The sequence below is a fragment of the Paenibacillus sp. FSL P2-0173 genome, from assembly GCF_038008045.1.
GTDB classification, from domain to species: domain Bacteria; phylum Bacillota; class Bacilli; order Paenibacillales; family Paenibacillaceae; genus Paenibacillus; species Paenibacillus polymyxa_B.
This window is the reverse complement of record NZ_JBBOYK010000003.1, coordinates 309238-327741: the sequence shown is the minus strand read 5'-3', so window position 1 is coordinate 327741 and position 18504 is coordinate 309238. Positions and strand designations below refer to the sequence as shown.

The window sequence follows — 18504 nt, the reverse complement described above, 5'->3', positions numbered from 1 at the left end:
AAGGAGGAATTGGCATGGAAAAGGAAGCGGCGTCCGTCGACAGGCCCAAACGGATGAAAAGCGGTGAAGCTCCCGCACCGGACAAGCCGATGCGGTCAGGCTTTACGACTGGAGCTTGTGCGGCTGCAGTGGCCAAAGGAGCGGTACAACTGCTCATCACGGGCATTCCGCCGAAGGAAGCAGTGATATCGCTGCCCGCGGGCTTTGATCATGCGTTTGAGCTGATTGAGCCTGTGTTGGACGCGGACGAAGCTTCCTGCACGACGATCAAGGACGGTGGCGATGACCCAGATGCCACGCATCAGGCGAGAATTAGCGCCTCTGTTAGCTGGCGCGAGGAGCCGGGCATTGAGTTGGACGGTGGCATCGGCGTGGGGCGGGTAACGAAGCCCGGTCTGCCTGTGCCTGTCGGGGAAGCAGCGATTAATCCGGTGCCGCGCCGGATGATTACGGAGGCTGTGACAGGCGTGCTTGAAGAGCACGGATCGGCCAAAGGTGTCCGTGTCGTCATCAGCGTACCGGACGGTGAAGAAATTGCCAAGAAAACGTTGAACGGGCGACTTGGCATTCTTGGCGGTATTTCCATACTAGGTACGCGTGGAGTGGTCGTTCCGTTTTCCACGTCAGCTTATAAAGCCAGTGTCGTGCAGGCCATATCGGTTGCGCAAGCGATGAACTGCCAGGAAATAGTCCTGACCACAGGTGGCAGCAGTGAAAAATATGCCATGCAAATGTACGATCAGCTGACGGAAGAGGCCTTTATTCAGATGGGGGATTTTGTCGGCTTTGCCATTAAGCACGGGAAACGGCTGGGAATGAAAAAGATTATTCTCGTCGGTATGCCCGGCAAGCTGTCGAAGGTAGCTCAAGGTGTCATGATGGTTCACTCCAAGAGCGCACCGGTGGACTTTGGCTTTTTGGCTGAGGTCGCGCGTGAAGCAGGTGTGGACGAGTCGCTTGCAGCGGCAGTGGCAGAGGCGAATACAGCTACGCAGGTGGCAGATATGATGACCGAAGCGAATGCGCTGAGCTTTTTTGAAAAGCTGTGTACCTATGGATGTCAGCATTGTCTGGACCATGCAGGTGGTGGAATTGTCGTGGAAATGGTACTGGTAACGATGAAAGGGAACGTGCTGGGGAGGGCGAGAGTCGGTGAGTAGAGTGATTCGTGTCATTGGTATCGGTGAAAATGGAGCGGCAGGTCTGTCGCAGGAGACGCTGGAGCACATTGAGCGTGCCGACCTGCTGGTTGGTGGAGAACGCCAGCTAGCCTTTTTCAAGGCATTCGCAGGGGAAAAACGAACATTAAAGAGCGGCTTATCTGCCGTGGTAGAAGAATTGGGACGGTTGCGAAATGACAAGGATATTGTCGTGCTTGCGTCAGGCGATCCGCTTTTTTTTGGAATTGCAGGTTATTTGTCTGCCAAGCTGGGGGCTGAACATCTGGATATTTTGCCGCATCTCAGCTCGGTTCAGCTGGCGTTTGCGCGTCTCGGTGAAAGCTGGCAGGATGCGGTGCTGGAAAGCGTACACGGCCGTCCGATGACCGGATTGGCGCAGCGGATCGACGGACAGAACAAGGTCGCGCTGCTGACGGATGACCGAAATCATCCCGCCACAGTCGCTGCCTATTTGCTGCATTATGGTATGACGGAATATGATGCCTTTGTCGGCGAGCATTTGGGCGGACCGGATGAGGCGTATCGGCATTATACGCTGGAAGAGATGGCGCAGAGAACGTTCCAACCATTGAATGTGGTTATTTTACGCCGCCGTAAGGGAGAAGACGTGCCTGCAATTCGTCGGGGATTTGGCTTCGAGGATGCGGAATTTCACCAGCGCAAGCCGGAAAAAGGGCTGATCACGAAGCGTGAAGTACGCGTATTCAGCTTGTCCGAGCTGCGTCTGACCGAACGAAGCATCGTATGGGATATCGGCGCAGGCTCCGGCTCTGTAGCGGTGGAATGTGCGCGGCTGGCCAGGTATGGGCAAGTATTTGCCATTGAGAAGAATGAAGGCGATCTGGCTAATGTCGAAGCAAACAAAATCAAATTCCGTACCGATTTCCCGGTCATTCATGCCAAAGCGCCTGCCGGATTGGAAGATCTGCCAGACCCGGATGCGGTGTTTATCGGTGGGAGCGGGGGAGAATTGGCTGAGCTGATTCGTCTGTGTGCTTCCCGTCTACGTAAGGATGGACGAATTGTAGTGAATGCTGCAACGATTGAGACGTTGCATGACGGTATGAAGGCGATGCAAGCAGCAGGACTCGATACTTCGGTGACGTTACTGCAAACAGCGCGTAGCAAGCCGATTTTGAATATGACTCGTTTTGATGGACTCAATCCGATATATGTTATTACAGGACAGCCGGTGGTGGACGTGGCTGATGAAGTTTCAGGGGAGTAAGCTGGTAATTCAAGAGGGGGAGAGAGACAGCATGAATACAGCGGCAACAGGAACACTTTACGGCGTAGGCGTGGGGCCGGGTGATCCCGAGCTGATTACAGTCAAGGCGTATCGCATGATTCAGGAATGTGCAGTTGTGGCTTATCCGAAGAAACGCCGGGGAGGTAAGTCGTATGCTCACGAGATCGTGGAGTTGTACGTCAACCCGGAGGAAAAGGAGATGCTGGGACTCATTTTTCCAATGACCAAGGACCCGGTTGTACTGGAGCGTGAATGGAACAAAACGGTGGTTGCTTGCTGGGAGGCACTGAGTCAAGGCAAGGATGTAGCCTTTGTCACAGAGGGAGACCCTAATCTGTACAGTACCTTTATTCATTTGGCACGGCTCATGAAGGATCTCCATCCTGAGGTGCCGATTGTATCTATTCCGGGCATTTCGTCTGTGTTGGGGGCGGCGGCAGCGCTGGAATTGCCTTTGGCAGACGGAGATCAGCAGGTCGGTATTATTCCGGCTACGGATGATCGGGAAGCGATGAAGCGGGCGATTGAGAATCACGATACGGTCGTGTTTATCAAGGTTGCCAAGGTGCTGGATTTGATTTTGGATGTGCTGGATGAACTCCATCTTGGGGACCGTGCTTCTGTCATTACCAAGGTCACTTCTCCTTATGAAATGGTATGGCGCAACGCACGTGAGCTGCGCGGACAGGAACTTGAATATTTGAGTTTAATGGTGGTGAGCAAATGACGTTGGAGCCAAAAGTATATATCGTAGGAGCAGGTCCCGGCGACCCGGAGCTGATTACTGTCAAAGGCTCCCGGATTCTACGCACGGCCGATGTGGTATTGTACACGGATTCACTCGTGAACGACGAGTTGATTGCCACGGCCAAACCAGAGGCGCAGGTACTGCAAAGCTCAGGCATGGATCTGGAGCGGCAGGTCGAGATCATGAGCGAGGCTGTGCAGGCTGGACGCAGCGTAGCTCGCGTACATACAGGCGATCCGGCAGTGTACGGAGCCATTTTGGAGCAGATGGTGTTGCTGAAGCAGCGCGGAGTAGCATACGAAATCGTGCCGGGCGTCAGCTCGGTCTTTGCTTCTGCGGCCGTGTTGGGTGCAGAGCTAACTGTGCCTGACCTGACGCAGACCGTCATTCTGACACGTGCCGAAGGCCGTACACCTGTACCAGATCGGGAAAAGTTGCGTGATTTGGCATCCCATCACTGCACAGTGGCCTTATTCCTCAGCGCAACGCTGGCGAAGAAGGTAGTCGTTGAGTTTCTGGCGGCAGGCTGGAGCGAGGACACACCTGTAGCGGTTGTACAGCGAGCGACCTGGCCGGATCAAAAGATCGTACGCACGACGCTTGCCCAATTGCCAGCTGATCTGCGTGCAGCAGGTATTACGATGCATGCCATGATTCTGGCAGGCTGGGCGCTGGACCCGGGACTGGTGGACAAGGACGCGCATCGTTCCAAGCTGTACGATAAGTCGTTCACCCATGGCTATCGGAAGGGAGTGAAGCCCAGTGAGTAATCCATTTGCCGCTGTGGCGATCACGAAGCATGGAGTGGAAATGGTCCGCAATTTGGGAGCCAGCTTTCCGGGCACGGATGTGTATTACATGTCCAAGTTTGAGCGTGGCGACGAGCAGGAGCGTGGCATTCAGTTGTTCGAAGGCTCGGTCAAGCTGATTTTGCCGGATTTATTTAAACAATATAACGGTATTATTTTGTTTATTTCTCTCGGTGCAGTAGTTCGTATGATTGCACCAATTTTGGTGGATAAAAAGGTAGACCCAGCGGTAGTTGTCATTGATGATCGCGGCGAGCATGTCATTAGCGTATTGTCTGGCCATTTGGGTGGCGCCAATGAATTGACCCACCATGTAGCGACTGTACTAGGCGCACGTGCTGTAATCACGACTGCATCAGACGTGCAGGGCACGATTCCGGTGGACATGTTTGGTCGGGAATTGGGTTGGGTGGTCGATAGCTTCGACAAGGCCACTCCTGTGAGCGCCGCTGTTGTGAACGAGGAGCCTGTTGCGCTCATACAAGAGACAGGCGAACGGAACTGGTGGCGTTATGACAAGCCTGTACCTGGACATATCAAGGTATATGCTTCGACGGCAGAAGCATTACAAGAACCATTTAACGCCGCGTTGGTCGTGAGTGACCGTTTATTGGAGCCGGAGGAAGAGGAGCAGCTTCTTTCTAATGGCGTGCTGTACCGTCCGAAAAGCTTGGTGCTTGGCATCGGCTGCAACCGTGGGACTGCATTAGAGGAGCTGGAGGCGGGTGTGCTGGACACCTTGAAGGAGCTGCGTTTGTCCGTGAAAAGCGTACGGAATATTGCCACTATTGATCTGAAAAAGGACGAAGAGGGCTTACTTGCTCTTTGCGCCAAATACGGTTGGGAACTGGTGACGTATACTCCGTCAGAGCTGAATACGGTGCAGCTTCCCAATCCATCGGAAACCGTCTTCAAATACACTGGCGCATATGGGGTCAGCGAACCTTCAGCCTTGTTGTCTTCTGGTGCAGACCATTGGCTGCTGGAGAAGAAAAAAAGCGGCAATATGACGTTGTCTGTAGCGCGGGTTTCCTATGACTGACGTCATGAAGCAGGCTGCTGTACAGTCTGATCCATCTGCCGCTACGCGCAGAAGCCGTATTGTTGTTGCTGGCACAGGCAGCGGTGCAGGCAAAACGACGGTTACCCTCGGGCTGATGAAGGCGTTCGCCGATAGCGGCCTGCGAGTGCAGGGTTTTAAGTGCGGACCGGATTATATTGATCCGACCTATCATACTGCCGCGACCGGGACTTCTTCCCGTAATCTGGATTCATGGATGACCTCACCAGATACGGTGCGTGAAATCTTTATCCGTGCTTCTGAAGGCGCGGATATTTCCGTGATTGAAGGCGTCATGGGGCTGTATGACGGCAAGGACCCGCTCAGCAACACCGGCTCGACCGCTGAGATCGCCATGCTGACGGACAGCCCTGTATTGCTGGTGGTCGACGTGCGCAGTATGGCACGAAGCGCCGCCGCTATTGTGCTCGGCTTTCAGCGCTTGGAGCCCAAGCTGCGCATTGTGGGCGTAATTGTGAATCGCTGCGGTAGCCAAGGGCACTATGGCATCGTCAAAAAGGCGATTGAGCAGGAGTGCGGCATCCCCGTGCTCGGCTGGTTAAAGCGTGATGACGGGCTGGATATTCCCGAGCGTCATCTGGGATTAGTGCCTGCTGTGGAACGCGGCGAGCTGGAGCCGCTTTTCCAACGGGCGGCAGAGCTGATCCGCGCGGGTACGGATCTGGATGCACTGCGGGCATTGGCAGATTCGGCTCCGCCGTTGTCTCTGCCCGCACAACCGTTGTTTTCCCCGGATTGGCTTCCATCAGCAGGGCATGAAGCTGATACCGAGGAACGTCCCGTCATCGCCGTCGCCAGAGACGCGGCTTTCAATTTTTACTACCCGGAAAATATGGATTTGCTACGTCAGGCGGGAGCGGAGATTGTCTATTTCAGTCCTCTGGCGGGAGAACGCGTACCTGAGCAGGCAAGCGGCATATATCTGGGCGGCGGTTTCCCCGAAGAGTTTGCCGCAGATATCGCTGCAAATACAGGCTTTTTGGAAGATATCCGCAACGCGGTGAGCCGGGATATGCCAGTATTCGCCGAATGCGGCGGTTATATGGTACTGGCACGGACACTTACGGATCGTATGGGTAATGCCCATCACATGGCCGGGGTTATTCCGTCGGACGTCCGCATGCAGGAGAAACGGGCCGCACTGGGATACCGGGAAGCAACCGCTTTGCAGGATTGCTTGCTGCTGGAGGCTGGAGAGACCATTCGGGGACATGAATTTCATTATTCTGTCATGCACTATGATGAATCATCCGCCCCCTACTTCTATGCCTATCAAACCAAGGGGATGCGTGGTCTCCAGAGCGAGGGCTATGCGAAAGGGAACCTTTTGGCAGCCTACACGCATGTTCATCTCGCTTCTCTTCCCAAAGCGGCAGCACGCTGGGTTGAACAATGCCGGGCTTACGGTCAATAGTTTTGCAAACGAGTCCACTACTTCATAAAAACGAAAAAAAGCCGATTCCCCTAAAGGGTCCGGCTTTTCTAAATATCAATAGACTTAAACCTTACATAGTTTGGAAGCGTATACATTACTTTTTTGGTGATTCGCTTACATGAGCTTTTTCAGTTGGGAAATCCTTCCCTGACTCACACCAAGCATGGAGGCGAGTTGTTTTTGTGAAGATGCTGGATGTTCTTCCATAAGCTCTCTCATTTTCTCCAAAATAACGTCCGTGCGCTGATAAATTTTTTTCATATGCATATTTTGCTTAAGTGGGGATGAATGGGTTTCAGTCGCTGTGACCGGAAGTAAATCTTCCGTTTTCATCGAGGCTGCACATTCATCGCAGATAAACTGATCTTTAAAGTAGGTGTTGGTATCAACCGCACCGCAAAAAATACAGTTGGTTGATTTGTACTTACGGAGCATGAGTGTCTGGTCTTCAATAAAAAACTCTAATGGATCGCCGATGTCAATCTCCATCGTCATGCGCAACTCTTTAGGTAGCACAATTCGCCCCAAGCTGTCCAAGGGCCGGGTCATTCCAGTCCTTTTCATTCATGCAACCTCCCCGGTTTTTTAAGATTTATAGAATGTATAAGGTTTGAGGCAATTCTTATCAATTCTATAACCGCAAGCATAAATTCTTACAAAAAGCGGCCCTTTATTGTTAATCAAGCATGGACGCACTTTTTTTCTTACGAGTATACCATAAACAGGCCGAATCGCCATCGTTCAGATTTATAAATTTTGAATAAGTTTATCCCGAGCGAACATATATGCTATAATCTTCTGCTAAAGGATTTAATAGGCCGTCTGTAGAATTATTTATATATGCCGTAGCTCGGACAATGATGGCGGTGTTATGGGAAATGGATGAGGGCCAAACGGAATTTTCTGAGCGTTTTGACCCCACAAACAAGAATAAATGACACGGGTCCCGCCTTTAAAGTCCTTATATACAAGTCAGGCAAGGAGGATTTATCATGGAAAAAAGAAAAGCATTGTTGTTAGGAGATTATTCGTATCCGGAGTTTCACCCGCTGCAAGGGGTGGACGAAGAGATTAGCCATATTTTACAGGATTGGATGACCGTACAATGCAGTGAGAATCGTAAAATGCTGCTCAAGGAAAATCTAACCCCATTCGATCTATGTATCTCGTACTGTGATAGCCGCAAGGAGGTCCTGTCTCCTCAACAAACAGCAGGATTGCTGTCCTATGTTAGCGGCGGGGGTGGATTGCTTGTGCTGCATAACGGAATCACATTGCAAGGACGGTATGAGATTGCACAATTAATGGGGGCGCGTTTCTTGCGGCATCCGGCTGCCGGACCACTTTCCTTCAAAGTAACGGCGCCGGATCATCCGATTATGGAAGGAATCGAGCCGTTTGAGATCCAAGAGGAACCGTATCGTTTTGACTTTGATCCATTCACTGAAAAAACACTACTGATGGAATATGAACACGAGGGCGAGTGGTGGCCGGCGGCATGGTCACTGTCCTATGGCTTGGGTCGGGTCGTCTATTTGATGCCTGGACATAATCAGCCAAGCTTCCAGCACGAGGGATACCGCAAGCTGCTGCTTCAGGCTGCCAAGTGGGCTGGACGCTTTCCAGGTTAAACATAGATCATTCCATTCATTGAGGAAGGGGAGCTGCGAGCTTTATGCGGCTCCCCTTTTCAGGTTATACTATAGGTAATCACAGGTAGGGGAGGATATATTATGAGCGATTTGTTCAAAAAAGCCATCTCATTGGGGTGGGGCCTCACCGTTGTCAGCAAAGAAAAGGTGGAGAAAGCCGTCGAGGATCTCGTAAACCGGGGAGAACTTGCGCCCTCGGAATCCAAAGCGCTGGTCGATCGTCTGATCGAACGAGGGGCAGAGGAACAGGGACAATTCAAAACAGTGATCCGCGAACAGGTTAGCCGCATTTTGCAGGAGCTGGAAGTACCTACCGAAAATGATGTTACAAGTTTGGAGCAGCGTGTGGCATTGTTGGAAAAACAGGTAGCGGAGCTGGAAAAAGAAAAGGCGGCGCTTACGGGTTCGAGCGACGCTGAAGAAGCGAACCGGCTGGATTAAAATGGCGGTTCGTATGAAGCACGCCGGTCGTTACCGGGAAATTGCCATGGCGCTGGCGCGTCATGGCTTTGGCTATATGGTGGAAGAAATGGGACTGTTCCAGCTGCTGTCATTGCCTCGCAAGTGGCTGACGAGAGAAACTCCCGAGTCCAAAACGCTAGGTGAACGGATTCGACTTGTGCTGGAGGATCTGGGGCCTGCATTCATCAAGCTTGGACAGTTGGCGAGCACACGTGCTGACCTGCTGCCGGAGCCTATTATCCGTGAGCTGGTTAAGCTTCAGGATCAGGTACCGCCGTTTTCATCTGAAACGGCGCGTGGCATTCTAGAGCAGGAGCTGGACACGTCATTAGAGGACATACTGGTTCGTTTTGACGATGTTCCGCTGGCCGCTGCTTCGATCGGGCAAGTGCATTTGGGCAAGCTGCACAGCGGCGAAATGGTCGCCATTAAAATCCAGCGTCCTGGCGTTAATCGCATTATTCGGCGAGATTTGGACATTTTGCGGGAACTGACCGCTATGGCAGCCAAGCGCTGGGAATGGGTAGAGCGGTATCAGCTTCGCCAGATGGTAGAGGAGCTGGGGAGATCGCTCATTCAGGAGCTGGATTACAACCATGAAGCCCGTAACACAGAGAAGATTGCGCTCCAATTTGAGCAGGACCCACATATCTATATTCCGAAAATATACTGGGATCATACCTCTTCCCGTATACTGACCATGGAGTTTCTAGACGGAACTCACTTGGGTAGTCGTGAAGAGCTATTACGCCGTGGATATAACTTGAAAGAACTGGCGCAGCGGCTGGTGAACAGCATGCTGCATCAAATTTTTATGGAGGGTTTTTTTCATGCCGATCCCCATCCGGGGAATTTACTCGTTCTGAAAAATGGCAGTCTCGCTTATTTGGACTTTGGTATGACGGGAAGGCTGAGCGAAGAGATGAAGAATCATCTCGCTTCCCTCATTATTGCCCTGATGCGCAAAAATACCGATGCCATGGTTCGGTCTATCGAACGGTTAGGTCTGGTCGAACCGGACACTGACCTGAATGCGTTGCGTGCCGATCTGGACAAGATACGCGAAGATTACTCAGACGTTCCTTTCTCACAGGTCAGTATTGGTGACGCTTTGAACGACCTGTTTGGCGCAGCACAGCGCCATCGGATTGGTTTGCCGTCGGACGTCCTGTTGCTAGGCAAGGCGTTGCTGACACTGGAGGGGGTCGTGGAGCATCTGGACCCTGATCTCAGTATTATTGCTTTGGCTGAGCCCTTTGGTAACAAGCTGTTGAAGGAACGCTTCAGTGGTCGTCGTATCCGTGGCAAGCTACTGGGTGGTGCAACCGAGCTGGTGGAGACGCTGATGGAACTGCCAGGACAGGCGAGACATTTGGCCTCGATTATCAGCAAGGGCAAGCTTAAGCTGGAGGTTACTGTGCCGGAGCTGGAAATGCTTCTGCGCAGGCTGGATCAGATCAGCAACCGCCTCTCATTCAGTATCGTGCTGTTAGCGTTCAGCATTATTATGGTCGGACTGATTATCGGTTCATCGCTGAATCATCAGGCGACCATGCTGTGGAATGTACCTGCCATTGAAATCGGCTTTGTTGTAGCTCTCTTAATGGTTGCCTTTTTACTGTATTCCATTTTTAAATCGGGAAGGTTTTAGATACCGACCAGGAAGGAGGGGTTATGGATACACATAAGATGAATAATCTCCTAATTGCAGATGTGCCATGGCACCGCCTGACTACTCCTTATGGTAGGGGCACGGAGTTGCCACAATTGATATCCAACGGGGAGTACGCAGCAATTGCTGATCTGATAGAGCATCAAGGCACACTGTGGCAGGTTACGCCATGGGTGTTACTTTTCTTATTGCGTAATATGCATACGAGAAATTCGGATGATATCACGCTGAGTGAGTTGGAACTGTACCATGCGGTTGTTGGAGCATTGGACATGGAAAATGCACAGGAGGATTCACAGAAGTCTGTGGAATCTCTAACCATGCTGCTGGACGAAAAATATCTATGGCCGGCAGACAGCGATCCAGAAGAAGATGAACTGGAGTGGGAAGAGGAAGAAGCACGCGGTTATGATCCGGTAGCTTTTTGGAGTTATTATGACTATAGCTATCGATTATTGAAGAAAGCACTGCCTGACTTTGAAAGCCTACTTCAGCACCATGCGGACTCGGAGATTGCTGAAACCCTATCGGAGCTTGTACAGAAATTGCGGGGATTTTAAAATAATAAAAAAACGAATCAATCGAGCTATGACTGGAAACTAATCTTTTGCTAAGGAGTGATTTTAGTGGCAAAAAAATTAACTGATATACATCGAATACGTCTCCTAAGTCTCCTTCGTGATATTGGGTTTGAACCATCAAAAGTTACTATAGAAAATAAACAGGGGGAAACTGAGGTTATTGATTTAGAGTCCCCGTTACCGAAAGGGTTGCAAGCTGTTTTAAATTCCCGAGGCAGCCTAAGTAAGGAGCAATTACTTGAGATCGAAGAGAGTGTTAAACAATCCAGAGAGGATTGGGATTAGAGGGGGTATTTATTTGATACGAATGCAGCTATTGCCCTTCATAGGCTTGACTCATCTTTGGATAGAGTGATACGACAAGCTGAGGAAGATAAAGAAAATATTTTCTTTTCTGTTATAACTCAGTCCGAGTTTATAGCCGGGTTGCCCACTGATACTGACTTAGATTCGATACCTTTTCTTGGCGGGGAATTTATTGCAGTTAATTCAGAGATCGCAGTTAAAGCGGGGCGTATCAGAAGAGAACAAAAAGATAAGTTTGCAAGAAAGCTCAAGACCCCAGATGCATTGATTCTTGCGACAGCTATTATAAACCAATTGGTACTGGTTACGGCGGATCAAGATTTACAGTTCGCGGAGTCTGAGTATGAAGTTAAGGTGATAAACTTTAGCAGGTTAGAATCTTAGTAATTGCGAAAATTTTAATTATAAGAAAACGAATAAGATGGAGATAATGATCGATATTTCAAGGAAATAGATGATTTCTTTCTGTAAACAGCCTTTTAACTCATTCGTCTCTGCGAATTCCTTACGTTATAATGATGGACTGAATGTAACGGACCGGGTTCGTTTGAGAGAGACGAGCTGAATGATAGGAGAGCCTTGGCGATTGGCAGCTGGACGGATGCCCGAAACACACGGGTTGCGAGTCAACACGCTACTCTCTGTAAATATAGGAGGCTGGAACGAGACAGTATGAATCTTAGACAACAATGGTTCGGTAATATCCGGGCCGATATACTTGCGGGCATGACTGTGGCGCTAGCACTAATTCCCGAGGCGATTGCCTTCTCGATCATTGCAGGGGTCAATCCCATGGTCGGACTGTACGCCTCCATCTCGATGGCAATTGTCATCTCTTTTGCAGGTGGACGTCCGGCGATGATCTCGGCAGCGACCGGGGCTGTAGCTGTGCTGGTCGTTGGCCTGGTGAAGGATCATGGCGTGGAATATCTGTTTGCAGCTACCATTTTGGCAGGAATCATACAAGTGCTGCTGGGTGTATTGAAAATAGGTCGTTTTATAAGCTTTATTTCGCAGCCAGTCATGACCGGATTTGTGAATGCGCTGGCCATCCTCGTCTTTATGGCGCAACTCACCCACTTTCATGGAGCTAATTGGATCATGTACGCGATGGTAGCGGGGACGCTGCTCATTGTGTATATTTTACCGAGATTTGTGAAAAGCATTCCTGCTCCATTGACGGCAATCATCATTATGACGATCATTACGTATGTATTTGGATTGAATGTGAAAACAGTAGGAGATATCGGTACGCTAACCAGCTCGCTGCCTTCATTCCATTTGCCGCAAATTGAGTGGTCGTGGCATACTTTGCGGATTTTGCTGCCGTATTCCTTTACGATGGCACTGGTTGGACTGCTGGAATCGCTGCTGACAGCCAGTATTTTGGATGAAATGACCGAAACGAAAAGCAATAAAAACCGGGAAGCCCGCGGCCAAGGGATTGCCAACTTTGTAAATGGCTTTTTTGGTGGTATGGGTGGTTGTGCCATGATCGGACAATCCGTCATTAATGTCAGCTCAGGCGGAAGAGGGCGTTTGTCCACTTTTACGGCTGGGGTATTCTTGGCCTTTCTGCTGCTCGTGCTTGGCGGGGTTGTAAAGGAAGTGCCAATGGGCGCATTGGTGGGAGTCATGTTCATGGTGTGTATCGGAACTGTGGATTGGAAATCGCTCCGAAACATTGCCAAGGTTCCGAAAGCAGATACGTTAATTATGGTAGTCACGGTGATCATCGTGGTGGCTACGCATGATTTGTCCAAGGGCGTGATCGTGGGCGTACTGCTGAGTGCCCTGCATTTTGGCTGGAAAATGGCTAAAATCCGCATCAGCGCAACGGAGAACAACGATGAGAAGGTGTACCATGTCAGGGGGCCGATGTTTTTTGCTTCAACGACTCATTTTGTCGATCATTTCGAACCTTCGGATGATCCAGAACGTGTCGTTGTGGACTTTAGCCATTCTCATATTTGGGATCACTCCGCGGTTACTGCCATCGGCAAGGTGCTGCAAAAGTATACGAAATCCGGCAAATCTATTACCCTGCAAGGGTTAAATGAGGAAAGCCGTTTAATTATAGAGAAGCTTGGCGGTCCTGTAGTTACAGAGCCACTCGTGTGATGAATCGTATAGCATAAATCAAAGCTTGAAATGAAATTTATTCATTTCAAGCTTTTTTTATTTATTTCTGAAAGAAAACAACACTTTTCTTCCTAAATCATAGATAATTATGACAAATTTTCGTCAAAGTATTGACGTAATAATTGGGCAGGAATACAATCATTGTTATTAAGCAGAGCAAATACATAGGAATAATTGAAAATCGAAAGGTATGCACATATGAACTTAGACTGGGAGTTTATTGTAGAGAGCTTGCCGTTATATGGAGAAGCTATGTGGCTGACGTTGAAGATCGCCTTTTTTGCTATTCTATTTTCACTAGTCGTCGGTTTGCTGTGCAGCACAGTACTGTATTACAAGGTAAGGGGAATTAGCGGCATCATTGTTGCCTATATTGAGCTTTCCCGAAATACGCCGCTGCTTGTACAGTTATATTTTCTGTATTATGGGTTTACGAAAATAGGTCTGCATATGAGCGAAATGACGTGTGCCATTGTGGGCATGACCTTTTTGGGCGGGGGGTATATGGCTGAGGCGTTCCGTGGGGGAATGGAAGCAGTGAGTAAAACCCAGACGGAATCCGGGCTGAGTCTCGGACTGTCCAAGATACAACTGGCGAGATATGTTATTTTGCCACAGGCTTTTGCCATCAGCGTTCCGTCTCTGGGAGCGAATGCGATTTTTTTGCTCAAGGAGACTTCCATTGTTGGCGCCATTGCTTTATTAGATCTGATGAATGTGGCAAAAGACCTGATCGGCATGTACTACAAAACAACAGAATCGCTAATTCTGCTGGTATTGGCATATCTCGTCCTGCTTTTACCTTTGTCGATACTGCTGACGTGGGTGGAAAGGAAGGTGCGATATGCTGAATTCGGGGATTAATGTACTCTTTGAAGGTTCCAATTTCGAGCGTCTATTAGGGGGATTACTCGTTACGCTGGAGATTGCGCTACTTTCCATTATTATCGGTACTCTATTAGGCATTTTGATGGGGTTGTTGCGCACCTTAAAATCAAGACCGATTCGGTTTGTGCTGAAATTATATTTGGAGACATTCCGTATTATTCCAATTCTGGTGTGGTTGTATGTCGTATATTTTGGATTTACTCCTTTGTTGAATGTGAATATCAGCGGGGAATTGACAGCAATTATCGTATTCAGCCTGTGGGGAGCGGCCGAGATTGGTGACATCGTTCGTGGTGCATTGGAATCACTGCCCAAGCATCAGGTGGAATCCGGGCAGGCACTGGGACTGACATATAGACAGTTATACCGCCATGTGCTCATTCCCCAGGCGGTGCGCCGAATGCTTCCCGGTTCTATTAATCTGGCGACACGGATGATCAAAACCACTTCATTAGTGGTGCTGATCGGTGTAGTGGAAGTGGTCAAGGTCGGACAGCAGATTATTGAGCTTGGTGTAATCAAAGCGCCCTCGGCATCCTTCTGGGTGTACGGCTTTATTTTCATATTGTATTTTCTCGTATGCTATCCGTTATCCAGACTTTCCAAAAGATTTGAACGCAGATGGCAAAATTAGCAGGATGGGGTGGGTGTCATGGGAGAGGCTGTGGAGGTTTTACTCGAAATTCGAGGGCTGCACAAAAGCTTCGAAGACCGAAAAGTACTGCAACAGATTAATCTGGACGTAACGAAAGGGGAAGTTGTGGTCGTTCTCGGTCCTTCGGGATGTGGAAAAAGCACACTCCTCCGATGTCTCAATGGTCTGGAGCCAGTCCAGAGTGGAGATATCCGTTATAGAGGGCAGGACCTGACGGATAAGAAAGTGAATTGGCGTGAGGTGCGGCAGCATATCGGAATGGTGTTCCAGAACTACGAATTGTTTCCGCATATGACGGTCTTAGAAAATATATTGCTCGGCCCGCTTAAAGTTCAGCGGAGAAACAAGCAGGAGGCACTTGAGCAAGCGGAGCAGCTATTGGAGCGAGTGGGTCTGCTGGATCGCAAAGATGCGTATCCGAGACAATTATCAGGCGGGCAAAAGCAACGGATTGCGATTGTGCGCGCCCTGTGTATGAACCCGGAAATTATGCTCTTTGATGAAGTCACCGCATCCTTGGACCCGGAAATGGTCAGAGAGGTGCTGGATGTCATGCGAGAGCTGGCACAACAGGGCATGACCATGATTATCGTGACGCATGAAATGGGATTTGCCAAGTCGGTAGGAGATCGTATCGTTTTTATGGATCAAGGACAAATATGTGAAATGACTACGCCACAGCAATTTTTTACCCAACCGGAAACAGAGCGTGCCCAGCACTTTCTGGATATATTTCAGTACGAAACGATATAAACAGGGGGATGAATACAGATGAGAAAAGGAATGAAGTTCACGACGTTATTACTGGCTTTGAGCTTGCTGCTTGTTGGTTTGACGGGATGTGCAGGAGGGGGAAATACCAACGGTAGTTCAGGTTCGGCTAAATTTGCTTCGATTGAGGACATTAAAAAGAATGGCAAGATTCGAATAGGTGTATTTGCAGATAAGCCGCCTTTTGGCTACGTGGATTCGGAAGGGAAGAATCAAGGCTTTGACGTTTACATTGCGAAGCGGTTTGCCAAAGATCTCTTGGGTGACGAGTCCAAGGTGGAATTTGTCCTGGTGGATGCTGCCAGCCGGGTCGCCTATTTGGAATCCAACAAGGTAGATATCATCATGGCTAACTTTACGGTGACGGATGAGCGTAAAGAAAAAGTCGATTTTGCCAATCCATATATGAAATTATCCTTTGGCATTGTGTCACCTGACAGCGCTCCAATCACCACGATTGACCAATTAAAGAATTCGGACCAGAAGCTGATTGTCGCAAAGGGAACGACGGCTGAAACCTATTTCACGAAAAATTATCCTGACATCAAGCTGCTTAAATTCGATCAATACACAGAAATCTTCTCAGCCCTCAAAGACAAACGCGGTGCCGCCATTGCCAACGATAATACAGAGCTGATCGCCTGGGCCAAGGCCAACCCCGGCTTTACCGTAACCATCCCGGCCTTTGGTGGTCAAGATACAATTGCACCCGCAGTAGCAAAGGGAAATAAGGAGTTGTTAGACTGGATCAACAATGAGCTGGCTACATTAGGCAAGGAAAACTTTGTGCATCAAGCCTACAAGGACACATTGACCTCTGTTTATGGAGAAGGCTTTACAGATCAATTGGTTGTAGAGGGCGGCAAAGTGGATTAATTGTAAGGGTTGGGTAAAGAGTATTTGACACGTTTATACGACCATTTTGGAATGTGATTAAGTTCTAAGTGCTGTAAATCTATATATTTTCATAATGGATTCCTTTAAAGCAAAAAGACCCGAACTTAGAAAAAAATGGGTCTTTTTGCTTTGTATAGGTTTATTGAAAATAACGCCACTCTCTACGCAGAATTAATATTCATGGACTTCATCTTCAGGTATATACTCGAGAACATCGTGCAGGGTTAACGGGCGACCAGAAAGGCGAATCAGCGTTTCCATCACTGTATTAAACGTTTTAAACTCGATCCGCTTGGATGTATTGTTACACATTTCGTAGATAGTATTGGGTCTGATTTTAGCCTCACGAGCAAGGGCATTTTTAGTAATCCCGATTTCTCGAAGCAATTCTTCAAGTTTGAAAGCAATTCCCTGTGCGTTTGACATTTTCATGTTGAACAGAACCCCCGTGTTCTAACGAATTACAAAAATAATTGAGGTCATGCCTTGGTAGTCTCAATGTCCCTCAATTCCATCTTCGGGAATGTACTCTACAATATCAGCAAGAGTAATAGTCCTTGTAAATCTACGCTGGCGGGCGAATCTATTCAAAGCATCAAGGATATGGACAAGTGTTTCTAATTCAAGTCTTTTGGTTTTGCCATTTACCATATCTATTACAGTAGCTGGACGTATTTTTGCTTCTACGGCCAGTTTATTTCGGGAAATATCAAGTTCTTCTAGAATATCGCCAAGTTTAAAATGATATCTATTTTGAATCTCCATAATTTAGATTCTCCTTTTGTTTCTTAGTACAAGAAAATCATAAAATCTATTGAAGTTTTACTTTATAAGTAATAAAATAGAACTTCAGAAGTAAAACTCGTGGTTTGAATTCCGGTTTTTCGAGTGAATAGTTGTTAGTTTTCTTGCTTTGAATAATTAAAATCATAAGAGGGAGCTAAATCTAAATGAACAAAAGTAATTTTGAAAAAGTAAGTGTCATTCTTGGTCCCTGTGATCTTCCGCATATGTATGAGCTTTTTGAAGGCTATCTGATCAAGGACCGTTACGTCATGATGATCGACAATAGCGTGCTTACTCTTCGACATGTAAAAAAGGAAAAGCATTATTCGCATCTATATGTTGATGGTGACACGGGAGGAATTCACTCTTGCAAGGCATGTACAACGTGAAGACATAGATGTGATTACTGAGTTGGTCGAACGATTGCGCAACATGGATGCATTAAGTTTTCTTACAGATGAATTGTTATGGAACACATGTCGGGAAGATATAGACTTTGATTTAGTTCGGAATAAAGGACTATGAAAATGGCGAACGTAAATCTGATTCGAATTTTTGTTCTCGTTTTACTTATATAATGTAACACAGAAGCGTAAAAGGGTGAAATGAACACCGTCCTAATAAAGATACATACTCCCCCAAAAGCTCTTGCATGCTAGTAGATTTCATTATATAATCTTAAATGATAATGAGAATCATAATCATTACTAACAGTCTTTAGGTGCATGCTCCCAATATGAGCCTAAGTGAATAGGATGGTGATGTGCACATGGCTAAAGCAGATGTGGCAACTGCCAGAAGACAGCTTCGGAGTCCGAACAAGGTAACTCGCAGACGAGCTTTGAAAACGATCAAAGCTGCGAAACGCGCGAAGTAGCAGGTTCCAAGTTAACTGCAAATGGCAATACCAGTGTCAAATTTTTCAGTCTCCTCGTTTTGATATTGCACCTGCTTTCCTGATGGTGGTACACAGGAAGGCAGGTGCCTTTTTTATAGATATAAAAAAGCGCCAGGCGGGTATCGAACCGTTCTGGCGCATTATTTGGAGATATAAAAAAACCAAACTCAAAATGAACATAAAAACGGAGTAGACGGAATAGTGCTGTACAAGCGAAGCGATCGCTTTTGTCCCCGGATTACTACTCTATACAAGGCTTTGTTCAAGAAATCCGGGGGCGATGGCGATGGG

The 18504-nt window shown here is 48.3% G+C and carries 20 protein-coding genes and 2 pseudogenes; 19 read left to right on the top strand and 3 right to left on the bottom strand.

The annotated features are described in order from the left end of the window. Window positions 1–14 precede the first annotated feature (14 nt). The 6 genes from MKX30_RS17870 to MKX30_RS17845 are packed head-to-tail and all read left to right on the top strand — an operon-like array spanning window position 15 to window position 6482. Window positions 15–1160 carry a cobalt-precorrin-5B (C(1))-methyltransferase gene (locus MKX30_RS17870; RefSeq protein ID WP_023990789.1) on the top strand — a complete coding sequence of 382 codons (1146 nt, stop codon included), beginning with the start codon at window positions 15–17 and terminating at the stop codon, window positions 1158–1160. Continuing rightward, window positions 1153–2409, top strand: coding sequence for a precorrin-6y C5,15-methyltransferase (decarboxylating) subunit CbiE (gene cbiE, locus MKX30_RS17865; RefSeq protein WP_339201085.1), 1257 nt, complete (start codon window positions 1153–1155; stop codon window positions 2407–2409). The genes MKX30_RS17870 and cbiE overlap by 8 nt, the downstream gene beginning before the upstream one ends. A 31-nt stretch (window positions 2410–2440) precedes the next feature. After that, window positions 2441–3157, top strand: a complete 717-nt coding sequence (cobI, locus tag MKX30_RS17860; protein ID WP_023990787.1) for a precorrin-2 C(20)-methyltransferase — start codon at window positions 2441–2443, stop codon at window positions 3155–3157. Beyond that, on the top strand, window positions 3154–3948 hold the full coding sequence (gene cobM / locus MKX30_RS17855; RefSeq protein WP_023990786.1) for a precorrin-4 C(11)-methyltransferase: 795 nt from the start codon (window positions 3154–3156) through the stop codon (window positions 3946–3948). The genes cobI and cobM overlap by 4 nt, the downstream gene beginning before the upstream one ends. Beyond that, entirely contained in the window at window positions 3941–5029 is a 1089-nt protein-coding gene (locus MKX30_RS17850) for a cobalt-precorrin 5A hydrolase (RefSeq protein ID WP_069080888.1), read from the top strand. Before cobM ends, MKX30_RS17850 begins: the two co-directional genes overlap by 8 nt. After that, window positions 5022–6482 carry a cobyrinate a,c-diamide synthase gene (locus MKX30_RS17845; RefSeq protein WP_341063172.1) on the top strand — a complete coding sequence of 487 codons (1461 nt, stop codon included), beginning with the start codon at window positions 5022–5024 and terminating at the stop codon, window positions 6480–6482. Before MKX30_RS17850 ends, MKX30_RS17845 begins: the two co-directional genes overlap by 8 nt. Window positions 6483–6617: 135 nt before the next feature. On the opposite strand, the gene MKX30_RS17840 is transcribed toward MKX30_RS17845, so the two are convergent. Beyond that, entirely contained in the window at window positions 6618–7067 is a 450-nt protein-coding gene (locus MKX30_RS17840; RefSeq protein ID WP_071558108.1) for an AbrB/MazE/SpoVT family DNA-binding domain-containing protein, read from the bottom strand. Between the two features lie 428 nt (window positions 7068–7495). On the opposite strand from MKX30_RS17840, the gene MKX30_RS17835 reads away from it, so the two are divergent. The 11 genes and pseudogenes from MKX30_RS17835 to MKX30_RS17785 all read left to right on the top strand — a co-directional run bounded on the left by MKX30_RS17835 (window position 7496) and on the right by MKX30_RS17785 (window position 16508). After that, window positions 7496–8134: a ThuA domain-containing protein gene (locus MKX30_RS17835; RefSeq protein WP_023990782.1), complete on the top strand. Its 639-nt coding sequence runs from the start codon at window positions 7496–7498 to the stop codon at window positions 8132–8134. A 102-nt stretch (window positions 8135–8236) separates the two neighbouring features. Next, window positions 8237–8596 carry a phasin family protein gene (locus MKX30_RS17830; RefSeq protein ID WP_013312404.1) on the top strand — a complete coding sequence of 120 codons (360 nt, stop codon included), beginning with the start codon at window positions 8237–8239 and terminating at the stop codon, window positions 8594–8596. A 1-nt stretch (window position 8597) separates the two neighbouring features. Beyond that, the gene (locus MKX30_RS17825) at window positions 8598–10268 is read left to right on the top strand and encodes an ABC1 kinase family protein (protein WP_023990781.1); all 1671 of its coding nucleotides are present in this window, start codon (window positions 8598–8600) and stop codon (window positions 10266–10268) included. A gap of 23 nt (window positions 10269–10291) precedes the next feature. Further along, the gene (locus MKX30_RS17820) at window positions 10292–10849 is read left to right on the top strand and encodes a hypothetical protein (RefSeq protein WP_339201083.1); all 558 of its coding nucleotides are present in this window, start codon (window positions 10292–10294) and stop codon (window positions 10847–10849) included. Window positions 10850–10915: 66 nt separating this feature from the next. Next, window positions 10916–11155, top strand: coding sequence for a hypothetical protein (locus MKX30_RS17815; RefSeq protein WP_016822811.1), 240 nt, complete (start codon window positions 10916–10918; stop codon window positions 11153–11155). 18 nt (window positions 11156–11173) lie between these two features. Beyond that, window positions 11174–11560, top strand: a pseudogene (locus MKX30_RS17810) (PIN domain-containing protein); the annotation flags it as partial. A gap of 288 nt (window positions 11561–11848) precedes the next feature. Next, window positions 11849–13297, top strand: a complete 1449-nt coding sequence (locus tag MKX30_RS17805) for a SulP family inorganic anion transporter (protein ID WP_028540738.1) — start codon at window positions 11849–11851, stop codon at window positions 13295–13297. A gap of 219 nt (window positions 13298–13516) precedes the next feature. Further along, window positions 13517–14182 carry an amino acid ABC transporter permease gene (locus MKX30_RS17800; RefSeq protein WP_023990776.1) on the top strand — a complete coding sequence of 222 codons (666 nt, stop codon included), beginning with the start codon at window positions 13517–13519 and terminating at the stop codon, window positions 14180–14182. Then, on the top strand, window positions 14163–14840 hold the full coding sequence (locus MKX30_RS17795) for an amino acid ABC transporter permease (RefSeq protein WP_023990775.1): 678 nt from the start codon (window positions 14163–14165) through the stop codon (window positions 14838–14840). Before MKX30_RS17800 ends, MKX30_RS17795 begins: the two co-directional genes overlap by 20 nt. 18 nt (window positions 14841–14858) lie before the next feature. Then, a complete protein-coding gene (locus tag MKX30_RS17790; protein ID WP_029518574.1) occupies window positions 14859–15614 on the top strand; it encodes an amino acid ABC transporter ATP-binding protein in 756 nt (251 codons plus the stop codon). Window positions 15615–15632: 18 nt separating this feature from the next. Then, window positions 15633–16508 carry a cysteine ABC transporter substrate-binding protein gene (locus MKX30_RS17785; RefSeq protein WP_341063171.1) on the top strand — a complete coding sequence of 292 codons (876 nt, stop codon included), beginning with the start codon at window positions 15633–15635 and terminating at the stop codon, window positions 16506–16508. Between the two features lie 192 nt (window positions 16509–16700). Here MKX30_RS17785 and MKX30_RS17780 read toward each other — a convergent pair whose 3' ends face one another. Together MKX30_RS17780 and MKX30_RS17775 are read right to left on the bottom strand one after the other, a co-directional pair. Beyond that, on the bottom strand, window positions 16701–16961 hold the full coding sequence (locus MKX30_RS17780) for a helix-turn-helix domain-containing protein (RefSeq protein ID WP_053326298.1): 261 nt from the start codon (window positions 16959–16961) through the stop codon (window positions 16701–16703). Between the two features lie 63 nt (window positions 16962–17024). After that, window positions 17025–17294: a helix-turn-helix domain-containing protein gene (locus MKX30_RS17775; RefSeq protein ID WP_010347197.1), complete on the bottom strand. Its 270-nt coding sequence runs from the start codon at window positions 17292–17294 to the stop codon at window positions 17025–17027. A gap of 185 nt (window positions 17295–17479) precedes the next feature. Between MKX30_RS17775 and MKX30_RS27425 the strand changes: the two are divergent. Then, window positions 17480–17840: pseudogene (locus tag MKX30_RS27425) on the top strand (hypothetical protein). 244 nt (window positions 17841–18084) lie between these two features. Next, entirely contained in the window at window positions 18085–18192 is a 108-nt protein-coding gene (locus MKX30_RS17765) for a putative metal homeostasis protein (RefSeq protein ID WP_175405225.1), read from the top strand. The last annotated feature ends 312 nt before the right edge of the window (window positions 18193–18504 follow it).

Excerpts from the sequence above, each read along its gene's own strand:
- MKX30_RS17870 (WP_023990789.1), top strand. The coding sequence starts at position 15 with ATGGAAAAGGAAGCGGCGTCCGTCGACAGGCCCAAACGGATGAAAAGC.
- cobI (WP_023990787.1), top strand. The coding sequence starts at position 2,441 with ATGAATACAGCGGCAACAGGAACACTTTACGGCGTAGGCGTGGGGCCG.
- cobM (WP_023990786.1), top strand. The coding sequence starts at position 3,154 with ATGACGTTGGAGCCAAAAGTATATATCGTAGGAGCAGGTCCCGGCGAC.
- MKX30_RS17845 (WP_341063172.1), top strand. The coding sequence starts at position 5,022 with ATGACTGACGTCATGAAGCAGGCTGCTGTACAGTCTGATCCATCTGCC.
- MKX30_RS17840 (WP_071558108.1), bottom strand. The coding sequence starts at position 7,067 with ATGAAAAGGACTGGAATGACCCGGCCCTTGGACAGCTTGGGGCGAATT.
- MKX30_RS17835 (WP_023990782.1), top strand. The coding sequence starts at position 7,496 with ATGGAAAAAAGAAAAGCATTGTTGTTAGGAGATTATTCGTATCCGGAG.
- MKX30_RS17830 (WP_013312404.1), top strand. The coding sequence starts at position 8,237 with ATGAGCGATTTGTTCAAAAAAGCCATCTCATTGGGGTGGGGCCTCACC.
- MKX30_RS17825 (WP_023990781.1), top strand. The coding sequence starts at position 8,598 with ATGGCGGTTCGTATGAAGCACGCCGGTCGTTACCGGGAAATTGCCATG.
- MKX30_RS17820 (WP_339201083.1), top strand. The coding sequence starts at position 10,292 with ATGGATACACATAAGATGAATAATCTCCTAATTGCAGATGTGCCATGG.
- MKX30_RS17805 (WP_028540738.1), top strand. The coding sequence starts at position 11,849 with ATGAATCTTAGACAACAATGGTTCGGTAATATCCGGGCCGATATACTT.
- MKX30_RS17800 (WP_023990776.1), top strand. The coding sequence starts at position 13,517 with ATGAACTTAGACTGGGAGTTTATTGTAGAGAGCTTGCCGTTATATGGA.
- MKX30_RS17795 (WP_023990775.1), top strand. The coding sequence starts at position 14,163 with ATGCTGAATTCGGGGATTAATGTACTCTTTGAAGGTTCCAATTTCGAG.
- MKX30_RS17790 (WP_029518574.1), top strand. The coding sequence starts at position 14,859 with ATGGGAGAGGCTGTGGAGGTTTTACTCGAAATTCGAGGGCTGCACAAA.
- MKX30_RS17785 (WP_341063171.1), top strand. The coding sequence starts at position 15,633 with ATGAGAAAAGGAATGAAGTTCACGACGTTATTACTGGCTTTGAGCTTG.
- MKX30_RS17780 (WP_053326298.1), bottom strand. The coding sequence starts at position 16,961 with ATGAAAATGTCAAACGCACAGGGAATTGCTTTCAAACTTGAAGAATTG.
- MKX30_RS17775 (WP_010347197.1), bottom strand. The coding sequence starts at position 17,294 with ATGGAGATTCAAAATAGATATCATTTTAAACTTGGCGATATTCTAGAA.
- MKX30_RS17765 (WP_175405225.1), top strand. The coding sequence starts at position 18,085 with ATGGCTAAAGCAGATGTGGCAACTGCCAGAAGACAGCTTCGGAGTCCG.